Raw genomic sequence first — 20,790 nt, forward strand, 5'->3', positions numbered from 1 at the left:
AATGAACTTAAAATGAATAAAAAAGCCATTTGTGACCAATCTACAAAATTGATGTTTCTTTATTGTAAATTACCACTTTGTTCCTGCCATTATTTTTAGCGTGGTAGAGCGCGGTATCGGCATGAGAAAGTAGCCGATCATAGTCGGTAACATTTGCATTATCTGCAACACCGAAACTTACAGTGACAGACAGTTCTTTCGCAAGTTCAGAAAAATTATAATCCGCGATTTCTAAGCGAATAATTTCACATAAACGCGCGGCTTCATCAGCACCTTTATGAGGAAATAGTAAAGTGAACTCTTCGCCTCCCCAACGCGCAGCATAACCTTCATCGGGAAAGTTGATACGTAACAAACGGGCAATTTCACAAATCACTTGATCACCAATCAAATGTGAAAAATTGTCATTAATTAATTTAAAGTGGTCAATGTCCATAATCGCAACACTTAAGCTTTGCTTATTATGTTGGAACTGACTAAAGTTCTCGAATAGCCAACTATCGAATGCTCGTCTATTGGGTAGCTGAGTTAATTGGTCATGATTAGCGAGATGCGCGAATGCATCTGCTTGGTTCTTTAAATCGTGCATTTGTTGCTCGACCTTCTCCGTCAGCTCTATTTCAATGCGTTTATAATGATATAAACGGTATTTATATATTGCATAGGCTATTAAAAATAAGCCCAAAATAAGCACTAATTTAAAGCTGGACTTTTGCCAAAAATATGGCGCAATTCTGAATCGTAACGTTTGTTCATTGTTTTGCCATTCACTATTTGGATAGCCCGCACGGACCTTAAATGTATATTCTCCCGGAGGTAAGTTTGTATACTCAGTAATAGCTAAGCGGCCTCTATCAACCCATTCTTCGTTGTAGCCACTTAAGTGAGTTTGATAATTTAGACGCTGCGGCATAATAAAACTTAAGCCTGCATAATTAAATGACACCCTTGAAATACCCGCTGGTAAACTTAGTACATCACTTTTAGCGGGCAATGCAACGGGCTTACCATCAACTTCAAAGCTTTCTATGACCGTTGACAAACGGCGTTTACTCGCTTCTTTTAATCGCTCAGGCTTTACAATCGCAACCCCTTTTGCCGTTGCAACCCAGAGTTGACCATCAGAATGCGTCACTGCTGCTGGGTTAGAACCGCCATTTGCTTGCGCGCTCAGCATGCCATCGCCTTCATCATACAACTGCATAGAAACAACAACTGACTCCGCACCCGTGGGGTTATCTAAAAATTCAGTAAGCTGGGTTTTATTGAGCTGAATAACACCGCGATTACTGGTTAACCACAACGAGTCACCTTGCTCAATAACCTGAAATAATTTATCAACGGGTAAGCCCTGTTCACGTCCAAACAAATGCATAACATCGGTCTTCAAATCGTAACGTATGAGGCCTCGATCCGTTGCGAGCCACATTTTTTCGCCATCAAGATAAAAACCAAACGCATATTCAGTGCTAAATTTTTCAGGAAATTCTATGTTAGAAAATGTGTTTAATGCGGGATCAAAAATAGACACTCCAACACCCGTACCAACCCATAGCCGGCCTTGATTATCTTCAGCAAGTGCCATAATAAAATTGCCTACTAAGCCTTCTTCAGTAGTGTAAGAATGAATTTGTCCGTCGTCTGTGAGCTTTGTAAGGCCGCTGGCAGTGCCGATCCATAAATTATGTGAGCTATCGAATAATACCGCCCGTACCTCATTATTAAGAAGCCCATTAGTGCGATTCTTAACTGGGTAAATTTTGTTATTCACCACTTTCATGAGGCCACCAGTGTACGTGCCAAGCCATACATCCCCATTTTTGTCTTCAGTTAAACTTAGCACTGACAGGGGATCACGTTCATATGCTTGGTTTAAGGTGGTTATTTCCCCATTTATAATTCGGTTTAAACCATTGCTACTGCCTACCCACAAACTACCATCAGAATGAGACAATACGGTGCGAACATAATCTGAAGCAAGACCACGGCTTTGGCTCCAATTCGTAAACGGGGCTTCACGCAGCCTGAATAGCCCTGCATTAGTACCAACCCAAATGCTTTTTTCACGGTCCTGCAGTAATGACAGAATACGGTTATTCGGCAAGCCATCATCGGCATCGAGATTTTCAAGGCCTGATTGCCTCAATCTAAAAACACCTTTGTTGATTGTACCGAACCAAATGTCTCCTTGGGTATCTTCGAGCAAACTCGATATGGATTCATGATTGAGCGTTGCATCAACAGAGACAAATTTATCGTGTTGCTTTTGCCATGCCCCTTTTTCTGTGCCGACAATTAAGATACCCGACTGAGTCAATAACAGCGTAAAAGCAGAGACATCAGGTAAACCGGCTTCTTGACCAACTTTACTGACCTTTTTACCTTCAATTTTGTATAAGCCATCACTGGTTGCAGCCCAAATGACATTCTGTTTGTCTTTTATTAGTCTGTATGCACTCAGTTTATCAACCAATGTGTGTTCTGTTGCTTTTTCTGATGCACGATACACAATACCTTGTCCCTCAAGAGCGAGCCAAATTTCGCCTTGTTCTGAGATCAATGCATGATTAATCATGGTCGATGAACTTGGAAGCGACCGCCACTGGCCCTGTGAGCGCACGGCAATCCCGCCTCGTGCTCCAACAATGTATAAATCGCCATTATCCATGGCTATCAGACTTCTTAAACCTGAATCAGGCAATCCTGGGATCTCGGTTCGTGTAAAAAGTTTAAACTCTCGACCATTAAAACGCGCCAACCCTTCCCACGTTGCTATCCAGATATAGCCATCTTTCGTTTGTGCAACACTGTTAATACTATTGTGAGGTAAACCTGAGCGTGTATTCCATGTCTCAGTAAAATAGTCACTCAATGAAAGGCGAGTTGATTCTGCAAAAGCGCTAAAACATACACACAGTAAAATGAGACTAACTACCCGCGCCATAAAGCTTAACCTTTAATTATTGTTCTTTTCAGTGATGCTGTGTGGTGCTCATATCGTCAACCAACACTTCCATTACTACTACATTAGTTGCAATTCTTACTCACTTTAATCACATTTAGCAACAATCAATTACAGTAATCATTAATTTTTTCTTGCAAGATTTGAACAAACCGAGCGACATGTAAACCATCCATTAAAGCGTGATGGACATCAATGGATAGCGGGATCTTGCCGGTTCGCTTATCGTATTGACCAAACACCAATTTAGGAATACCTAACCCGTGCCCCTCACTAACGGCATGTGAAAACCCCGTGAAATTTAGCCAAGGTAAAACAGAAATATGAATGAGATCGGGTTGCCCTTCTGTCGCTGCAAACGCTTCTGAGAAGAAAGGTTGCCCTTTACTTTCTTTTGCTACCTGCAATGCATGCTCAGAAAAGCGTTGAATAGAATCATGTTTTTCAAAGTAACTGAAACGCAATGTATCATCATCAGCTAACTCAACCACACTAGCACGTACAGTTGATAGCTGAATAGGACACGAATCTATAATACGCTGGCGCATGGGCGCATAATCGTGGCAAGCCTCTAAAGTCAGAAAAATATAGCTATGAAAAAATGAATACGGCGCTGACTTACACTGCTCATAAAGTGCAGCCATGTCGAGCGACACACAAACATTAAAGTAAGGGAGACTAAATTCTTTGAAAAAAGCAAAATGTTGCTTACGAGGCCATGACTCAAGATCAATTACGTGACAGTCATTTGGAAGAGAATGCATTGGGTGGCCCTGTGAAATAAAAAAACAGTGTAGCCAGATACATTCATTAAGTCATGTAATTGCGATTAAAATCCGCGATAGTCTATTGGCTTTTTAGGGCTGTTTGCATGTTGTCGCCTATAAAGGTATTTGGCGTAATATGTTATAGCTGTAAGCTTAATTAAGCGGTTTATTTGGAATAATATTGCAAATGGGTATTGAAGCCTATTTGGGCACAAAAAAAGGCGCGCCATGCGCACCTTTTTAAACAGCAAATTAATTAAATTATAAGCCGTTTTCGATGATTTCTAATGCAAGCTCATCAGCAATTAAATGCGTTGATTTTTGCTCTTTCTCTGAGCGAGCAAAAATTTCTGTTAGCGTATCAAAAATACCTTCAACGTGCTTCGTTGACGCCTCTGCACTGTAGCCTTCTGGTGCTGTTTCGTAATACACATTAATGATACCACCAGCATTAATTACATAGTCTGGCGCGTAAAGAATGCCTTTTTCACGAATGATTTCACCGTGGCGAGACTCTGCGAGTTGATTGTTAGCACAACCAGCAATAATCGTTGCTTTTAAACGTGGAATTGTCATGTCGTTTACTGTTGCACCTAACGCACAAGGTGCATAGACATCAACATCTAGGTCATAAATTTCATCGATACCCACTGCTGTCGCATTAAAGTCATTAACAACACGTGATACAGCTTGTTCGTTAATATCAGTAACAAACAATGTTGCGCCTGCTTCATGAAGGTGTTTACAAAGACCATATGCAACGGCACCTAAACCTTGCACAGCAACCTTTATACCCGATAAATCTTGATGACCACGTTGATGCTGTAACGCGGCTTTAATACCTAAAAATGTACCGTAAGCAGTGAAAGGTGATGGATTACCACTTTTACCTTCAAGACCCAGCACATAGTTAGTTTCTTTATTCATGATTGCAACGTCATCGCACGTGATGTTTACGTCTTCTGCTGAATAATAACTACCACTTAAACGCTCTAGCTGACGGCCAAACGCACGGAAAAGCTGCTCTGATTTAATTTCTTTTGCATTACCGATAATAACAGACTTACCACCACCGAATGGTAAACGTGCAACCGCATTTTTGTATGTCATACCTTTCGATAAACGAAGGGCATCGGTTACTGCGTCTTCGTCAGTCGCATAGTCCCACATTCTACAGCCACCTACAGCTGGACCTAACTTGGTATTGTGAACCGCGATAATAGCCTTAAGGCCTGATTCTTTATCTGAACAAAACACCACTTGCTCGTGGTTATCAAAGTCGACTTTATTAAATACAGCCACAGTTAAATACTCCGAAATTTTCTTACCCTTTTTGGGGTGTGAGCGCTGAAATTGCCGAGACTTTATCACTTCGTTTGCTCCCATGCCACTATATGAGATGATAAAACTAAGCTAAGTTACGCGATTGAAATAACAACGCAAAAAACACGTTAAAACAGGAAATATATACCTACATAAATCCACATAAAGCATGATTAATTCAAAACAAAAGTAAATCTACTAAATCTTTTTTACGTGAACGTAAAGGTCAAGTATAGCGTAAAGAAAAAGTGACAAAGTAATTCAGTAGCAAAAGCCTGAAAACACACACTTTAAGTCAAAAGTGTGGATGAGAAAGAGACTGGTCAGAGCTGAAAAAAACGGCGCTTGGGCGCCGTTTCATATAAACGATTTAATGACGATTATTTTAATTTACCATCAAGCTCTTCGATTTTGGCTTTCCAAATTGCTGGGCCTTGCGTGTGCGCATTGGCACCTTCGCTGTCAACAGCAACAGTCACAGGCATGTCTTCAACTTCAAACTCGTAGATTGCTTCCATACCTAAATCTTCAAACGCCACTACACGCGCTTTCTTAATAGCTTTAGATACTAAGTAAGCAGCACCGCCTACCGCCATTAAGTACACAGACTTATTGTTTTTAATTGATTCAACCGTTGCAGGACCACGCTCAGCTTTACCAATCATACCAATGATGCCCGTGTTTTCTAACATCATGTCAGTGAACTTATCCATACGCGTTGCCGTTGTTGGGCCTGCTGGGCCTACAGCTTCATCACGAACCGCATCAACAGGACCGACGTAATAGATAAATTTATTATCGAAATCAACACCTTCAGGTAAACCTTCACCTGATTGGATCATATCTTGTAGGCGTTTGTGCGCCGCATCACGGCCTGTTAAAATAGTGCCAGAGAGAAGCACAGTTTCACCCATCTTCCACTCTTGTGTGTCTTCTTTAGTTAGCGTGTTTAAGTCAACACGGCGTGTGCCCTCGCCAACTTCGAACGTCACTTCTGGCCAATCTTCAAGTTTAGGAGCTTTAAGCTCTGCTGGACCTGAGCCATCTAAGGTAAAGTGAACGTGACGCGTTGCCGCACAGTTCGGGATCATTACTACAGGCTTAGATGCCGCGTGCGTCGGTGCCGTTTTAATTTTTACATCAACAACGGTTGTTAAACCGCCTAGACCTTGAGCACCAATGCCCAACTTATTCGCGCGCTCAAAAATATCAATACGCATTTTTTCTTCTGTTGTCTCAGCGCCGCGTTCAATTAGCTCGTGAATATCAACCGGATCCATTAAAGATTCTTTAGCAAGCACGGCTGCTTTTTCAGCGGTACCACCAATGCCTATACCTAGCATACCCGGCGGACACCAACCAGCCCCCATTGTTGGGAGTGTTTTTTCAACCCACGCCGCAACATCATCCGATGGGTTCAGCATGACCATTTTTGTTTTGTTTTCTGAGCCGCCACCTTTAGCTGCAACCATCACTTCAACTTCGCCACCTGGCACTAAGTCGATATGAACCACAGAAGGTGTATTATCTTTGGTGTTTTTACGCGTACCAGCAGGGTCTGCAACGATTGATGCGCGTAATGGGTTATCTGGGTTTAAGTAAGCGCGACGTGTACCTTCATCAACCATTTGCTGAACAGTCATGTCTGTTTTATCCCACTTAACATCCATACCCACTTTAACGAAACAGGTAATAATACCGGTATCTTGACACAGTGGACGTTTACCTTCAGCAGACATGCGCGAGTTAATTAAGATTTGCGCAATAGCGTCTTTTGCCGCTTTACTTTGCTCTTTATTGTACGCTTTTTCTAAGGCTTGGACGAAATCGAGAGGGTGATAAAAAGAAATGTATTGCAATGCATCTTCAATGCTATCAATGAAGTCTTGCTGACGAATTGTACTCATTACGGGTTCCTTAAGTTTTTATCACGTCGCTTAGTACGTGATCCTGAGTAAACCGGTGACGAAGATTTACTCTACGGGTTAGTCATGGCATCACTATAAAGGAAATCATAACGCTGCCAATCAAATTTAACTTATGATAACCTCCTCGCCCGTTTCGGGCTAGTTATTCAAGGCAATGTAAATGATAAACGATGAAAATTTGTGCATAAAATTAGATTTAACCGATGATTGTATCTCACTCTTTACTCATTTTGCTCATTTGCCCTATGCCGTCTTACTTGATTCAGCAAATAGTAATCATGTAAACAGTCGTTTTGATATCATTGCCATTGAACCACTAAACACATTAGAAGTTAGCAACAACCAATGCTTTTTAAATGGCGAAGCGCAATCCCGTGATTGCTTCACGCTAATGAAATCAGCACTTAATGATTTTGATAATACAGCCAATCCAAACGGGCTTCCTTTTACGGGGGGCTGGCTGGGCTACTTTGGATACGATTTTGGTCGTGTAATAGAAACCATGCCATCGCATGCCGACAATGATATTGCGATGCCACAAATGGCACTGGGTTTATATCCTGATGCACTGATTTTCGATAAACAGCAGCAAAGCTGGTTTTATGTTGCTCAGCGACACCATAATCGTTTAGCTCAATATCAACACTTTTTATCTCAAACACCCACAGATTCTGTACCGTTCACTCTCAATAGTGATTGGCAGTCGAACATGACAAAAGCCAGCTACACTGAAAAGTTTGAACAAATTCAAGCCTACTTAAAAAGTGGCGACTGTTATCAAATTAATCTAGCACAGCGTTTTAGCGCTGAGTTTTCAGGCTCAACATGGCATGCATATCGCACCTTAAGAGACGCCAACAAAGCACCTTTTTCGAGTTATATAAACCACCCAGACGGCGCCATTTTATCGATTTCTCCAGAGCGTTTTATTGCCATAAACCAAGGAAAAATTGAAACCAAGCCAATTAAAGGCACACTACCACGTTTAGCCAAACACGCCGATGATGAGGCACAAGCACTGCGCCTACAACAGTCAGAAAAAGACCGTGCCGAAAATGTCATGATTGTTGATTTATTACGTAACGACTTAGGCAAAGTGGCAAAACCGGGCTCGGTTACTGTTCCCGCCTTATTTGCCATTGAAAGCTTCCCAGCGGTGCACCACTTAGTCAGCACTGTTCGAGCCGAATTAGCGCACGGTAAAGATGCTGTAGATCAAATACACGCTGCATTTCCTGGGGGCTCTATCACAGGCGCACCTAAAATTCGTGCCATGGAAATAATAGAAGAGCTCGAGCCACATCGCCGAAGCGTATACTGTGGTTCAATTGGTTACTTAAGTGCCTGCGGTAATATGGACACGAGTATCACCATACGTACCTTAGTGTGCCATCAGGGCACGATATACTGCTGGGCCGGAGGCGGTATTGTCGCAGATTCACAGGTCGACTTGGAGTACCAAGAAACATACGATAAAGTAAATAAAATATTGCCTTTACTAAAGTAATAACCTTGAATAGCCAGCAATTAATCACCCGCTTCAGCTTAAGTATGGCCACTGAGCCTGCACAGCAAATTCACATTAATGCGGATAAGCGTGCCAGTGCGGTGATGTTACCGCTCATCGATGTTGAAAACGACGCACATTTAATATTGTGTAAGCGTCCTCGTCATTTACTTCACCATCCAGGGGAGATCTGTTTACCGGGTGGTAAGTTCGAGATGCAGGATGAGTCATTAATGCACACGGCACTGCGGGAACTTCATGAGGAGCTTAATATTGCTGCACATAATGTTACAGTGCATGGGCAACTTCATCAGTACTCAACATTAACAGGGTTTACGATTGCCCCCTATGTATGCAGCCTTGCTGCAGGAACCGGTTGGCAGGCAGATCCCAGCGAAGTCGAAGTGAGCTTTTTACTGCCTATTTCACATTTAAGCGATCACAGAAACTGGCAACCGCTAAGCTTTCAACGAAACGGTAAAACATTCGTTTTAAAAGGCTTAATGACACCGCATGGTCTTCTATGGGGAGCAACAGCCAGTATTATTAATAACTTTATAAAACAACTCGCCCTACCAGTTTAATTTTCATGCTTTTAGGGTTACACACGCTCACATACACGTTATTATGTGACACCGTTCAAAGGCAGAAAATACGCCGTATTTAATAAAAAATGAGTAGCAAATTATGATCAGTGCATTCGATATGTTTAGTATTGGTATTGGCCCATCATCATCTCACACTGTTGGTCCAATGCGCGCTTCACGTTTATTTGTAAATGAGCTAGAAGAAAAGAACTTATTGTCTCAGGTAACCGATGTAAAAGTTGAGCTATTTGGCTCGCTTGGCCAAACAGGTATCGGCCACGGTTCTGGCAAAGCCGTTATTTTAGGCTTAGCAGGTTACGACCCTGAAACAATCGATGCTGACTTAGTTGATGACATATTAGCTAAAATCGAAAAAGAACAAGTTATCTACTTAAATCAGAGCCACAAAGCGAAATTCCCTAAACAAGGTGCGATTGTTTTTCATCGTAGAAAAACCTTGCCTAAGCATTCAAATGCGATGGAAATCATAGCAAGTCAAAATGGCGAAAAGCTCTTTAGTAAAGTGTACTACTCTATTGGTGGTGGCTTTATTGTTACAGATGAAGAGTTTGAAAATGAAAAACAAAAAGCCCTTGATGTTCGTGAAGAAAATCCAGCACCCTACCCCTTTAATACAGCCAAAGAATTGCTAGAGTTATGTCGCGAATCAGGTTTTAGTGTATCGACATTAATGATGCATAATGAGAAAACGTTGCGCAGCGAAAATGAGATAAAAGACACCCTTTTTAATATCTGGCAAGTAATGAAAGCCTGTATAGAGCGTGGTATGCGTACCGAAGGTATCCTCCCTGGAGGCTTAAAAGTTAAACGTCGTGCCCCCAGCTTACACCTTAAACTAAACATTGAAGTAAACAATGATCCGCTGCGTGCTATGGACTGGGTTGATTTATTTGCGCTTGCAGTAAACGAAGAAAACGCAGCGGGTGGCCGTGTGGTCACTGCGCCAACAAATGGTGCTGCCGGTATTCTTCCTGCGGTTCTAATGTATTACAACACCTTCATCAAAGAAGTAGACCGTGATATTGCGACACGTTATTTATTAACAGCGGCTGCAATTGGTATTTTATATAAAAAGAATGCGTCAATTTCTGGCGCAGAGGTTGGCTGTCAAGGTGAAGTCGGGGTTGCTTGCTCTATGGCTGCCGGCGCCCTGACCGAAATAATGGGTGGTAACGTAGTACAAGTAGAAAATGCCGCTGAAATTGGCATGGAGCACAACCTAGGTTTAACTTGTGACCCCGTAGGCGGTCTTGTACAAGTTCCGTGTATTGAACGCAATGCTATGGGGGCGATTAAAGCGATTAACGCCTCTCGTTTAGCTATGCGCGGTTCTGGTGAACAAAAAGTAACGCTCGATAAAGTCATCAAAACCATGCTCGACACAGGTAATGATATGAAAACTAAATACAAAGAAACCGCACGCGGCGGTTTAGCGGTTAATATCATTGAGTGTTAATTAATACCATATATGGTATGACACATGCCCATTATCAAAAAAGCCGCTTTTATGAAGCGGCTTTTAATTTAATAACTTCACTACTTGATTGGCAATTCAATATTTTCAAACAGCTTATCTACGTCTTCTTGATTACGCAGTAAACTGGCGCGTTCAACCAATTCTTTTGTTAAATGAGGGGCAAAGCGCTCAATGAAGTCGTACATGTAACTACGCAAAAAGCTGCCTTTTCTAAAGCCAATCTTAGTGGTACTCGCTTCAAATAAATGACTTGCGTCAATACACACTAAATCGTTGTCTGTCACTTGATCAATTGCCATCGACGCTACCACGCCAACCCCAAGGCCAAGACGCACATAGGTTTTAATAACATCGGCATCCGTGGCTGTAAACACAATATGCGGTTCGAGCCCATGTGCACTAAAGGCTTTATCAAGTTCAGAGCGACCTGTGAAGCCAAACACATAGGTAATTAACGGATACTTCGCGACATCGGCAACAGTCAGGTTATCTGCTTTTTTCGCCAACGGGTGTGTTTTTGCAACCACAATACTGCGATTCCAGTGATAACAAGGCAGCATGACAAGGTCAGAATATAAGTGTAATGCTTCGGTCGCGATAGCGAAGTCAGCATCACCACGTGCTGCCGCATCAGAAATTTGCTGCGGCGTGCCTTGATGCATATGCAGTGACACCGCGGGGTATTTTTTCATGAACCCCTGAATGACATTTGGCAGCGCATAACGGGCTTGTGTGTGCGTGGTTGCAATGTTCAATTTACCTTGATCTGGCAAAGTATGTTCATTTGCGACGGCTTTGATACCTTCAACTTTCGACAAGATTTCTCGTGAAATATTAATGATTTCATTGCCAGCACTGGTTACATGTGTCAAATGCTTACCACTACGGCCAAAGATCTGAACACCCAATTCGTCTTCTAGCATACGAACTTGTTTTGAGATCCCTGGTTGAGATGTAAATAAACTTTCAGCTGTCGCAGAGACATTGAGTTTATGATTTTGGACTTCGACTATATATCTGAGTTGTTGTAGTTTCATGGCTGCATTGTAAACGTTGTTATTCTTTATTTATAAAGGCTGCTAAGCGCAATGCCAAGTGATATTTCATCGCACTGTCATTTTTTACTTTTATCGCGATTCTTTCTAAGGCTACCACATTCAACTGTGACTCGGTAGCGATGTTTATTCATAAAATACTCAATAAACATGCTTGCTTAACACGACCCTAATAAAAAAGAATGGTTGATTGATAGTTTATTGCACATAAGTATGCGCAAAACTATCCAGATGTAATATTTTTAATGTAAGATAAAAAAATTAGATAGTGAAAACTGAGATTTAGCTATGATTGTTTCTATCATCATTATGCTCATTGTTGCCTTGATTGTCATTGCACTGTGGGTAAGCGCGGTGCAACAACATAAAGAAAAACAAGAGTCAGAGCGTCGCAAAGAACTAACAAAACAGAAAAAAATCATCGAAGAAGCAGAAGAAGTACTGCTCAATAGTACAAACATTCCAATGTCTGAAAATATTTTACGTATTATTCAGCGCCGTGTTTATGATGCATTAGTGAGCATGGTGCAGCTATCACCTAACTCAAAAGAACTAAAAAGTCGCTTAAACGAAGCTAAGCAGCGCTTGACCTTGCCAATTGACTCTAATAATTCTGATGCACTTGTATTACCCGATAATGACAAACAATTAATTTCGCTGATCCAAAGTATCAAAAAGTTACGTGCATTACTGCGCTCTGAACATGGTAAAGGCAAAGTAGATAGTCAGGTATTTGTGGCCGAGGATAAGCGTTTAGAAAAGTTGCAATTAAGAATCAATGTTGAAAGCCAAATTAAGCGCGGTATTTCAGCGCGTGCAGCAAACATGGTTGGCTCAGCACGTCAGTACTTTGAAAAAGCGTTAGCCACACTTGCTTCTGTAAGCTATAGCGATGACTACATAAACACTAAAAAGCAGGAAATCGAAAATTACTTAGAAGCTATCAGCACGGAGCTAAAGGCGTCGAACGCAACATCAAGAAAGAAAAAAGCAGAGCAAGAGCAAGACGATTTAGATGTGTTATTTGCCCCAAAGAAAAAGTGGTAATCCACTTTTTCTTTGGTCTGCATTCATTACGATAAAAACGCGAATTTAATAATAAATAGTGCAGTTAGTACCCATACACTCACACTGATTTCATCTTTTTTACCACACACTAATTTAACCGCAGTATACGCAATAAAACCTAGTGCAATACCATGCGCAATTGAAAACGTTAGCGGGGTCATTAATAGCACTACGCTTACAGGAATTGCATCTGTCATGTCATCCCAATTAACCAGCTTTAAATTTTGCATCATTAAGACGGCCACGTACAATATCGCGCCCGCTGTTGCGTAGGCTGGGATCATACTGGCAAGCGGTGCAAAGAACATCATAAGCAAAAAGCAAATTCCGACGACTACCGCCGTTAAACCTGTACGCCCACCTACAGATACACCGGCCACTGACTCAATGTATGATGTGGTTGTCGACGTTCCCAGCATAGAGCCTGCAATCGTGGCAGTACTGTCCGCACTCAGCGCTCGGCCTAAACGTGGCATTTTGCCTTGTTCATCAGCAAGGCCCGCTTTTTGTGTTACAGCGACAAGCGTGCCTGACGTATCAAATAGATCTACAAAGAGAAACGCAAAAATAACCGTCAACATCGAAATTTCTAGTGCGGCTGCAAAATCTAATTGCATAAACGTAGGCGCAATTGAAGGTGGCATAGAAACAATGCCTTTGTATTCAACAAGATCTAAACCTAATGCGATGCCCGTCACTAACAAGATACTGATCAGCACCCCACTTTTCATATCACGATACAATAGCGCAGCAATCACAAAGAAGCTTAAGATAGCCAATAAAGGGCCAGGCGCAGTAATATCACCTAATTGCACCAGTGTGGCAGGACTTGCGACGATTATCCCTGCATTTTTTAATGCGATTAGCGCTAAAAAAGCGCCAATACCCGTTGCGATAGCACGCTTTAAAACCAAGGGAATCGCGTCGATAATCCATTCTCTGACTTTAAATAAGCTCAAGCATAAAAAAATACATCCCGACATAAACACCGCACCAAGCGCTGCTTGCCAACTGTAACCCATACCAAGTACGACACCATAGGTGAAAAATGCATTTAAGCCCATGCCTGGAGCCAACGCTAATGGGTAATTTGCCCACAACCCCATAATAAAGCACCCAATCGCCGCCGCAATACAGGTTGCTACAAACGCAGCACCTTGGTCCATACCTGCTTCTGCTAGCATGGCTGGATTAACGAAAACAATATAAACCATAGTGATAAATGTTGTGATACCCGCAATGGTTTCACGGCGGACTGACGTGTTGTTTTCACGTATTTTGAAAAGTCTTTCGAACATGTTGAACTTTAAGTTAAGATTAATTGGCTAATTTTATCATATTTTCTCATAATTAGAGGACAATTTACCTTGCAATGTTCTAAACTAATAAGGTCTTTTATTTCAAGAAAATAACTAAACTATGTCTGATAAATCGCCAGTAGGCTTAGATTTAGAGCAACAACTTGACAACGTACTTGCCTTTATAACGCAGCCTGATACAGGGGATGAGCCACAAAAAAGTACGCAATCAGTTGAAAAAACACTAAACAAAGCGTTGTATTATCTTAAAAACGAACAAGCGCCACTTGCCGCTAAGTGGATGCGTTTAGCTGCAATGGCAGGTAATCATAGAGCACAATTTTACATGGGGCTGTTTTTTATAAAAGGCCAAGGCGTGCCGCACAGTGTTTTCCATGGTTCAGTCTGGTTGAGTCTCGCCAGCAGCCAAGGTTACGAGCCTGCAACCGCTGCCCTAAATGATTTAAGAAAGCACATTAGTACTCGCCGTCTGCAAGACGCACAAAGCTATGCAGCAACGCTATATGAACAAATCCACCAGCAACAATTTTCGCACCTTATTCCACACAACCCTGACGCCAATTAACAAGCGTCAGGATTCACTGCTAATTACGAGTGTTTTGTCAGTTTGCTCTCAAAGGTGATAAGCCCTGCGCCTATCACAACCAATAAAATACCAACAAACTCAAGCCATACATGGCCTTTATGCGACTTAATAATAGGTGTTTTTGAAGTTACACTAAATAAACGCCTGCCCTGTTCGCCTGACTCGACGAACGAAGTGCCTTTATAGTCAGGTGAAATAATAAATTTAAAATCACGTCTGTTAGTCATTTCGCGATGTTTTGCATCTATATTTTCCCCGCTTTTATCTACGAGTAGTGTTCGCCAATCATAAAAAATACCATCCGGCTCATTATCTTTCACTACACCGTATGATTTGTACTCATAAAATTCTGTGTTAAATAACTTTTCTTGATGGCCTAAATAAAATAGCGCACAACCTAAAGCACTTATCAGTATGGCGCTATAAATCAGTGAACGCTGTTTAATAAATTGTTTGTTAGTTTGTTGCTTATACCAAGCTTCAATATCAGGCACATTAATCAGCCGAGCTTTATCTACTGAGTGTTTTAATGGCTGCATAAAATCACAAATGGTTAAATTGAGTGCGGCTAATATAGAGCGAAATGTGTCATTAGAAGGCACTGACTTATCGTTCTCAAGTTTTGATAAGTAGCTTTGCTCTATCCCTACTTGCTCAGCAAATTCTGGTTGACTTAGTTTAAGCTCACTACGATAGTGTTTTAGTTGTGAACCGAATGTACTCATAACGCATGTCCTTTTCTATTGTGGAGCGGTCATTCTTTGCTATTCATGCAGAAATAAGAAGCTGAATAAATATGAATAGTGAAGAATATTAGCAAGTTAATTGGAAAGATACGAGATACGAGATACGAGATACGAGATACGAGATACGAGATACGAGATACGAGATACGAGATACGAGATACGAGATACGAGATACGAGATACGAGATACGAGATTATCAGAATAAAGGGGTGTTTTTTAAAATCAATCATTTGTTTGAGGAAAACAAATGGCGGAGTGGACGGGACTCGAACCCGCGACCCCCGGCGTGACAGGCCGGTATTCTAACCAACTGAACTACCACTCCGCAGTGGTATGTGCATGGGGTAATGCACTAAATTTGTTCATGATATCAAGTGGCGGAGTGGACGGGACTCGAACCCGCGACCCCCGGCGTGACAGGCCGGTATTCTAACCAACTGAACTACCACTCCGCAGAGATATCATTGTTATTACTTAATTTGTTGGCGGAGTGGACGGGACTCGAACCCGCGACCCCCGGCGTGACAGGCCGGTATTCTAACCAACTGAACTACCACTCCGCGATACAAATTTTGTAATTAAATAGCTGTTAAATAGTGGCGGAGTGGACGGGACTCGAACCCGCGACCCCCGGCGTGACAGGCCGGTATTCTAACCAACTGAACTACCACTCCGCAGTATCTGATGCTATTTATTTTTTCCTATTGGCGGAGTGGACGGGACTCGAACCCGCGACCCCCGGCGTGACAGGCCGGTATTCTAACCAACTGAACTACCACTCCGCAAAGGAAAATGTTTTACAACCATTAGTTGTGTAAGTATTGGCGGAGTGGACGGGACTCGAACCCGCGACCCCCGGCGTGACAGGCCGGTATTCTAACCAACTGAACTACCACTCCAGCGCGTACTTACAAATTGTCGAAAATTGGCGGAGTGGACGGGACTCGAACCCGCGACCCCCGGCGTGACAGGCCGGTATTCTAACCAACTGAACTACCACTCCACAATTTCGTTGCTGACTGAGTCTCCCCTGACAGCGGCGTGAATAATACGAATCACCCTCTGGTTCGTCAAGGGCTTTTTTGTATTTTTACAGGTTTTTTAGTCATCTGACATCGAAAGGTTTAAAATTTCACCTGATTTGTCATTTTTTGAACCATTTTTGCCAACTTCATTTTCATTCGTTGCTTGCTCAACATTTTCAGATGAGCTTTTTTTCTTTAAAAACGGTAACGATAATTTGAATTTAAGTGGTTTCTTTTGCACAAAAATACGAATGGCTAACCACCCTAATAGAAGAACGATTAAATTTCCAACAACAATAAGTGTCACCATTAGCACAGTGGATGCTTTTTTTTCTTCTTCTAGGATTCTTTGCTGCTCAGCTTGCGCTGCTAAATCGACTTCTGGACGAACAATTTCAGGTACAACCTCAATGGGTCGTTCAATTTCAAATTTATACGTCGGCAGCGTCGCCATAAATTCACGGTCATTTATATTGCTACCAAACACCGATAGCTCGACACTGTATCGACCCCAATCATAATTTTTGATTGCTAATTCTCTGGTTTGAGATTTATCAGCATCAATTGAAAACATTTGCTCTTCATTATTGGGGTAATAGATTTTACCTTGAATAAGCACTGTTTCTGGTTTGACGATTTCAGGGTTTAAAGTAATCGTTAAGGTATGCTCATCGGTATCTTGCTTTGCTAATGCCATGTCATAGCTAAAAGGAGGCTCATGAACAACAATCGGCTTTTGTACTACAGTGCGTTTTAATATAGGTGTTTCTATATATAACTCTGGTTGCCACTCCCCTGCTGGGAAGACTAATTTAAACTCCCCGGTAAACACACCATCAAGGGGGCGCTCATCAAATCCACGACCATCATCTTTAAAATCGGTAACACTTTGTGTGCCCGCTCCAAAATTAGCGAAGTCACTGTTATTGGTACTTACAAAATTAACATGTAGACTTATGACATCTCGAAATTGCCCCACCTCAATTGGCTTACCATCATTGAGTACTCGGCCTGTTAATTTAATGGTTTCGCCACGAAACAACATGGGAGGGAGAGGGTCTACACGTAATTCAATTTCGCCTAATACCATTACTCGACTGTCTGGCAAAATACTGCCAACGACTTGCCAAGGGCCAGGCATCGGGTCTGTGATGGTGATCAAATCGTAGCTTAGTTCATCATGCCAGTCTAAATTGGCGTTCTTCACCGAGTCAGTCGCGTAGTACTTGCTGCCATCTGGGCGTACAAGCACCACGGCGGGTGCACCGCGTTTACGGAAAAATAATAACGTAATTTTATCAACTTTGTGATCAATGCGAAAACGGTTATCTAGTAGAGGAATTTCATTTTGAATCCCGTCACGCTGTAACGGGGTTATTTTATCTTGCTCAGTGGCAAGTCCCATCAAGGGCAATACACACACTAATCCTGCTAGAAGCTGTTTTCTCATTTTATTACCTTATTCTGCACGCCATAAGCATTGACCGCCTTTTGCGACCAAGTCTAAACGCTCTTCATGAGCGGCATGCTCTTGCTCTGTGGCCTTTAATACAACCAGTGGCGCTCTATCAGCGCTCACGCGTCGAATACCACCCATTTGTTGCTCTGAACCTTCATCTTTATTCTGATTTAAATTTAGCTTAACTTGCCCACCTGTCATGGCGAGGTAAACGTCGGCTAAAATCTCGGAATCCAGTAATGCGCCGTGTAAGGTTCGCTTTGAGTTATCAATATCATAACGACGACATAACGCATCAAGGTTATTCTTTTGACCAGGATGCAAATCACGCGCCATCTTCAAGGTATCAAGAACTTGACAGACATCTTCAGTATTCGGATAGCCCTGATTCAACAGCGCAAACTCATTATCCATATGGCCGATATCGAACGCCGCGTTGTGGATGACAAGTTCTGCGCCTTTTATGTACTCAAGAAATTCATGCGCTATTTGGTGATACAACGGTTTATCACGTAAAAACTCATTAGTAATACCGTGAACATCGATGGCTTCTTCTTCAATGTCACGCTGTGGATTAATATACACGTGAAAATTGTTGCCAGTAAGGCGGCGATTTACAAGCTCTACACACCCGATTTCAATAATCCGATGGCCTTGCTTTGGGTCAATACCCGTGGTTTCTGTATCTAAAACTATTTGTCTATGTGCCATATCGTCTTAAGCCTGACTCTGGTATCTTTCTATAATCACTTTATTGTACATAATATCAAGGTAAAACAGTGCAAAAAACCGTAGAGATTTACACCGATGGGTCATGTTTAGGTAATCCGGGGCCAGGAGGTTATGGCGCAGTAATGCGGTATAACGGTCATGAGAAGCAATTAAGCCAAGGATATACCCTTACTACAAATAATCGGATGGAAATGCTCGCAGCCATTGTTGCACTCGAAACATTAACCCGCCCCTGCCATATTATCCTTACCACCGACAGCCAATATGTCAAACAAGGTATTGAGTCATGGGTTGAAAACTGGAAAAAACGAGGCTGGAAAACCGCAGCCAAAAAACCCGTCAAAAATGTCGACTTGTGGAAACGCCTTGATGCAGCTTGCCAACGACACACCATTGAGTGGCGTTGGGTAAAAGGTCACAGCGGGAATAAATACAATGAACTCGTTGATGACCTTGCCCGTGAAGCAGCAGGTGGCAATGCCCTACTTGAAGACACCGGTTACGACGAAGCAAGTTAAAAATTAACGCAGAGCATTTAAAGTTTTTGTTATATGTTATAGGATTTAGCTATAACAATAATTAAGGACTCATTATGGCTCTGCGCATTCATTCTTTTTTTCATCAACAAAGCGCAACTTTGTGCTATCTAGTATGGTGTGAACACAGCAAACACTGCCTACTTATTGATGCACCAGCTGATTTTGATATGCCAAGTGGTGAATTAAGTTTTAGCACTGCCAATGAAATTATCGCCTACATAAAGCAGCATAAACTTTCATTACAGTGGTTGCTCGAAACACATGCTCATGCAGATCACATTACCGCATCAAGCTATATTAAACAGCAACTGCAACACGCTCACCCATGTAAACTGGGCACCGGTGAAGGTATTGTTCACGTACAAGCACATTTCAGTAAGCTTTATAATATTGATATGCCATGTAATGGCGAACCCTTTGAGCAACTATTCGCTGATAAAGCACAGTTTCAGTTAGGGGAATTTACAGTCGATGTGATTGCCACCCCCGGTCACACCCCTGATAGCGTGTGTTATCACATAAATGGCAATGTATTTGTTGGCGACACTTTCTTTATGCCAGACAGCGGCACAGCACGTTGTGATTTTCCAGGCGGCAGTGCGGCTGAGCTATATGATTCTTTACAACGTATTTTATCACTGCCGGATGATACCCTGCTTTGGATGTGTCACGACTATCAACCCGACGGCCGAGCACTCGCGTATAAAACAACGGTTAAAGAACAGCGAGAGCAAAACGAGCATTTAAAAGGTGATAAACAGAGTTTTATTGCAATACGTGAAAGCCGAGATGCAACGTTAGCAGTGCCAAAATTGTTGCATCCGTCGATTCAATTAAATATTCGCGCTGGCCAGTACCCGCTTAAAAGCGATGACAAACAGCACTATTTAGCTATCCCGCTCACAGTGCTGCTTTGATGTTTGGCGAAGACCTGCGCCTTTTACAGGTGAAAATTGAGGTCTTGCGTGCCATTTAGGTTTAATTGGCGTCAGTGGTGCTACTCGCTTGCGTGCCACGAGTAAATAGACACTGCCCATGGGCTTTAAGTAATGTTTACCAAAGCGACGCCATGCCGCAAATCGCGATAATCGATTACCTCGTGCAAGCGACGAATGGATAAATCGCTCATCAGAAATAATTTCGAACCCTAATAAATTCAGCCAGTCTTTGACGCGTGAAGGGGTAAAAAAGCGCCCCGTCCAAGGCAGCTTTTGACGGCTAAACGGCAACAATTGAGCCAAGCCACATAAACTAAATGGATTAAAACCGCTTATTACAATGTATCCACCTGGGATCAGCGTACGGTGTGCTTCTCGCAATATATGATGCGGGTCAGAATGGTACTCTAAGCAATGAGATAAAATACACGCATCGACACTGTGCTCATAAAAAGGCAGTTCATCAACATCGGCAATAACACCGGTAAATAAGCCCGGCTCAGCAACACAAACCTGATGCTTAATGGGGCTCTCACTCGTAGCAAGCTCGCCACTTAAATTACCTAATTTAAGCATGTGGTAACCAAACATGCGTGGCAACCAAGGTGTTAACTTTCTTTCAATTTCAGCACGCAAATAGTCCCCATGAGGGAACTGCTGCCACGAGTACGGCTTAGGACCTTCTTGAAAACTAAGGGCTGGTTTCATTTTCTGAGCTCGTTATACTGTATCTTAACTGTCACTTTATAGA

Annotated in this window: 17 protein-coding genes and 7 tRNA genes; 7 read left to right on the plus strand and 17 right to left on the minus strand. The window is 42.2% G+C overall.

The annotated features are described in order from the left end of the window. Positions 1–40: 40 nt before the first annotated feature. The 4 genes from IT970_RS09795 to IT970_RS09810 form a co-directional block, all read right to left on the minus strand. Positions 41–2,944, minus strand: a complete 2,904-nt coding sequence (locus IT970_RS09795) for a ligand-binding sensor domain-containing protein (RefSeq protein ID WP_196857282.1) — start codon at positions 2,942–2,944, stop codon at positions 41–43. A 125-nt stretch (positions 2,945–3,069) separates the two neighbouring features. After that, positions 3,070–3,726, minus strand: a complete 657-nt coding sequence (locus IT970_RS09800; protein WP_036967488.1) for a CatA-like O-acetyltransferase — start codon at positions 3,724–3,726, stop codon at positions 3,070–3,072. A 264-nt stretch (positions 3,727–3,990) separates the two neighbouring features. Beyond that, positions 3,991–5,031, minus strand: coding sequence for a Leu/Phe/Val dehydrogenase (locus IT970_RS09805; RefSeq protein WP_036969160.1), 1,041 nt, complete (start codon positions 5,029–5,031; stop codon positions 3,991–3,993). A gap of 401 nt (positions 5,032–5,432) precedes the next feature. Further along, positions 5,433–6,959: a fumarate hydratase gene (locus IT970_RS09810; protein ID WP_036967485.1), complete on the minus strand. Its 1,527-nt coding sequence runs from the start codon at positions 6,957–6,959 to the stop codon at positions 5,433–5,435. 181 nt (positions 6,960–7,140) lie between these two features. On the opposite strand from IT970_RS09810, the gene pabB reads away from it, so the two are divergent. The 3 genes from pabB (at position 7,141) to IT970_RS09825 (ending at position 10,551) form a co-directional block, all read left to right on the plus strand. Further along, positions 7,141–8,487, plus strand: a complete 1,347-nt coding sequence (pabB, locus tag IT970_RS09815; protein WP_182395071.1) for an aminodeoxychorismate synthase component I — start codon at positions 7,141–7,143, stop codon at positions 8,485–8,487. A gap of 5 nt (positions 8,488–8,492) precedes the next feature. Continuing rightward, complete coding sequence (locus tag IT970_RS09820; protein ID WP_074989271.1) at positions 8,493–9,071, plus strand: NUDIX hydrolase; 579 nt, start codon at positions 8,493–8,495, stop codon at positions 9,069–9,071. 103 nt (positions 9,072–9,174) lie between these two features. Then, positions 9,175–10,551: an L-serine ammonia-lyase gene (locus IT970_RS09825; protein ID WP_036967478.1), complete on the plus strand. Its 1,377-nt coding sequence runs from the start codon at positions 9,175–9,177 to the stop codon at positions 10,549–10,551. A gap of 80 nt (positions 10,552–10,631) precedes the next feature. Here the strand turns inward: IT970_RS09825 and cysB are convergent, their stop codons facing one another. Beyond that, entirely contained in the window at positions 10,632–11,609 is a 978-nt protein-coding gene (gene cysB, locus IT970_RS09830) for an HTH-type transcriptional regulator CysB (protein ID WP_036967477.1), read from the minus strand. A gap of 306 nt (positions 11,610–11,915) precedes the next feature. On the opposite strand from cysB, the gene IT970_RS09835 reads away from it, so the two are divergent. Then, positions 11,916–12,674 (plus strand): hypothetical protein, encoded by a 759-nt coding sequence (locus IT970_RS09835; protein ID WP_196857283.1) that lies wholly within the window; start codon positions 11,916–11,918, stop codon positions 12,672–12,674. 26 nt (positions 12,675–12,700) lie between these two features. Here IT970_RS09835 and IT970_RS09840 read toward each other — a convergent pair whose 3' ends face one another. Continuing rightward, positions 12,701–13,993: an NCS2 family permease gene (locus tag IT970_RS09840; protein ID WP_065978728.1), complete on the minus strand. Its 1,293-nt coding sequence runs from the start codon at positions 13,991–13,993 to the stop codon at positions 12,701–12,703. Between the two features lie 121 nt (positions 13,994–14,114). On the opposite strand from IT970_RS09840, the gene IT970_RS09845 reads away from it, so the two are divergent. Further along, positions 14,115–14,579, plus strand: a complete 465-nt coding sequence (locus tag IT970_RS09845; protein WP_036967474.1) for a sel1 repeat family protein — start codon at positions 14,115–14,117, stop codon at positions 14,577–14,579. 23 nt (positions 14,580–14,602) lie between these two features. On the opposite strand, the gene IT970_RS09850 is transcribed toward IT970_RS09845, so the two are convergent. The 10 genes from IT970_RS09850 to dnaQ all read right to left on the minus strand — a co-directional run bounded on the left by IT970_RS09850 (position 14,603) and on the right by dnaQ (position 18,541). Then, positions 14,603–15,325 (minus strand): helix-turn-helix domain-containing protein, encoded by a 723-nt coding sequence (locus IT970_RS09850; protein WP_196857284.1) that lies wholly within the window; start codon positions 15,323–15,325, stop codon positions 14,603–14,605. Positions 15,326–15,594: 269 nt separating this feature from the next. Continuing rightward, positions 15,595–15,671 (minus strand) — tRNA-Asp (locus IT970_RS09855). A gap of 50 nt (positions 15,672–15,721) precedes the next feature. Next, positions 15,722–15,798, minus strand: a tRNA-Asp gene (locus IT970_RS09860). Positions 15,799–15,829: 31 nt separating this feature from the next. Beyond that, a tRNA-Asp gene (locus IT970_RS09865) sits at positions 15,830–15,906 on the minus strand. A gap of 37 nt (positions 15,907–15,943) precedes the next feature. Then, positions 15,944–16,020, minus strand: a tRNA-Asp gene (locus IT970_RS09870). A gap of 31 nt (positions 16,021–16,051) precedes the next feature. Next, a tRNA-Asp gene (locus IT970_RS09875) sits at positions 16,052–16,128 on the minus strand. A 40-nt stretch (positions 16,129–16,168) separates the two neighbouring features. Then, positions 16,169–16,245, minus strand: a tRNA-Asp gene (locus IT970_RS09880). 27 nt (positions 16,246–16,272) lie between these two features. Then, a tRNA-Asp gene (locus IT970_RS09885) sits at positions 16,273–16,349 on the minus strand. Positions 16,350–16,447: 98 nt separating this feature from the next. Continuing rightward, on the minus strand, positions 16,448–17,821 hold the full coding sequence (locus IT970_RS09890; protein WP_196857285.1) for a TIGR03503 family protein: 1,374 nt from the start codon (positions 17,819–17,821) through the stop codon (positions 16,448–16,450). A 9-nt stretch (positions 17,822–17,830) separates the two neighbouring features. Next, the gene (gene dnaQ / locus IT970_RS09895) at positions 17,831–18,541 is read right to left on the minus strand and encodes a DNA polymerase III subunit epsilon (protein WP_036967470.1); all 711 of its coding nucleotides are present in this window, start codon (positions 18,539–18,541) and stop codon (positions 17,831–17,833) included. A gap of 68 nt (positions 18,542–18,609) precedes the next feature. On the opposite strand from dnaQ, the gene rnhA reads away from it, so the two are divergent. Both rnhA and IT970_RS09905 read left to right on the plus strand, forming a co-directional pair. Further along, positions 18,610–19,080, plus strand: a complete 471-nt coding sequence (gene rnhA, locus IT970_RS09900; protein WP_118844425.1) for a ribonuclease HI — start codon at positions 18,610–18,612, stop codon at positions 19,078–19,080. 74 nt (positions 19,081–19,154) lie between these two features. Next, complete coding sequence (locus IT970_RS09905) at positions 19,155–20,018, plus strand: MBL fold metallo-hydrolase (protein WP_118844426.1); 864 nt, start codon at positions 19,155–19,157, stop codon at positions 20,016–20,018. Here IT970_RS09905 and IT970_RS09910 read toward each other — a convergent pair. After that, complete coding sequence (locus IT970_RS09910) at positions 19,989–20,747, minus strand: class I SAM-dependent methyltransferase (RefSeq protein WP_036967464.1); 759 nt, start codon at positions 20,745–20,747, stop codon at positions 19,989–19,991. The two genes, IT970_RS09905 and IT970_RS09910, sit on opposite strands and share 30 nt — an antisense overlap. Positions 20,748–20,790 lie beyond the last annotated feature (43 nt).

The sequence above is a fragment of the Pseudoalteromonas sp. A41-2 genome (assembly GCF_015767615.1).
GTDB classification, from domain to species: domain Bacteria; phylum Pseudomonadota; class Gammaproteobacteria; order Enterobacterales; family Alteromonadaceae; genus Pseudoalteromonas; species Pseudoalteromonas lipolytica.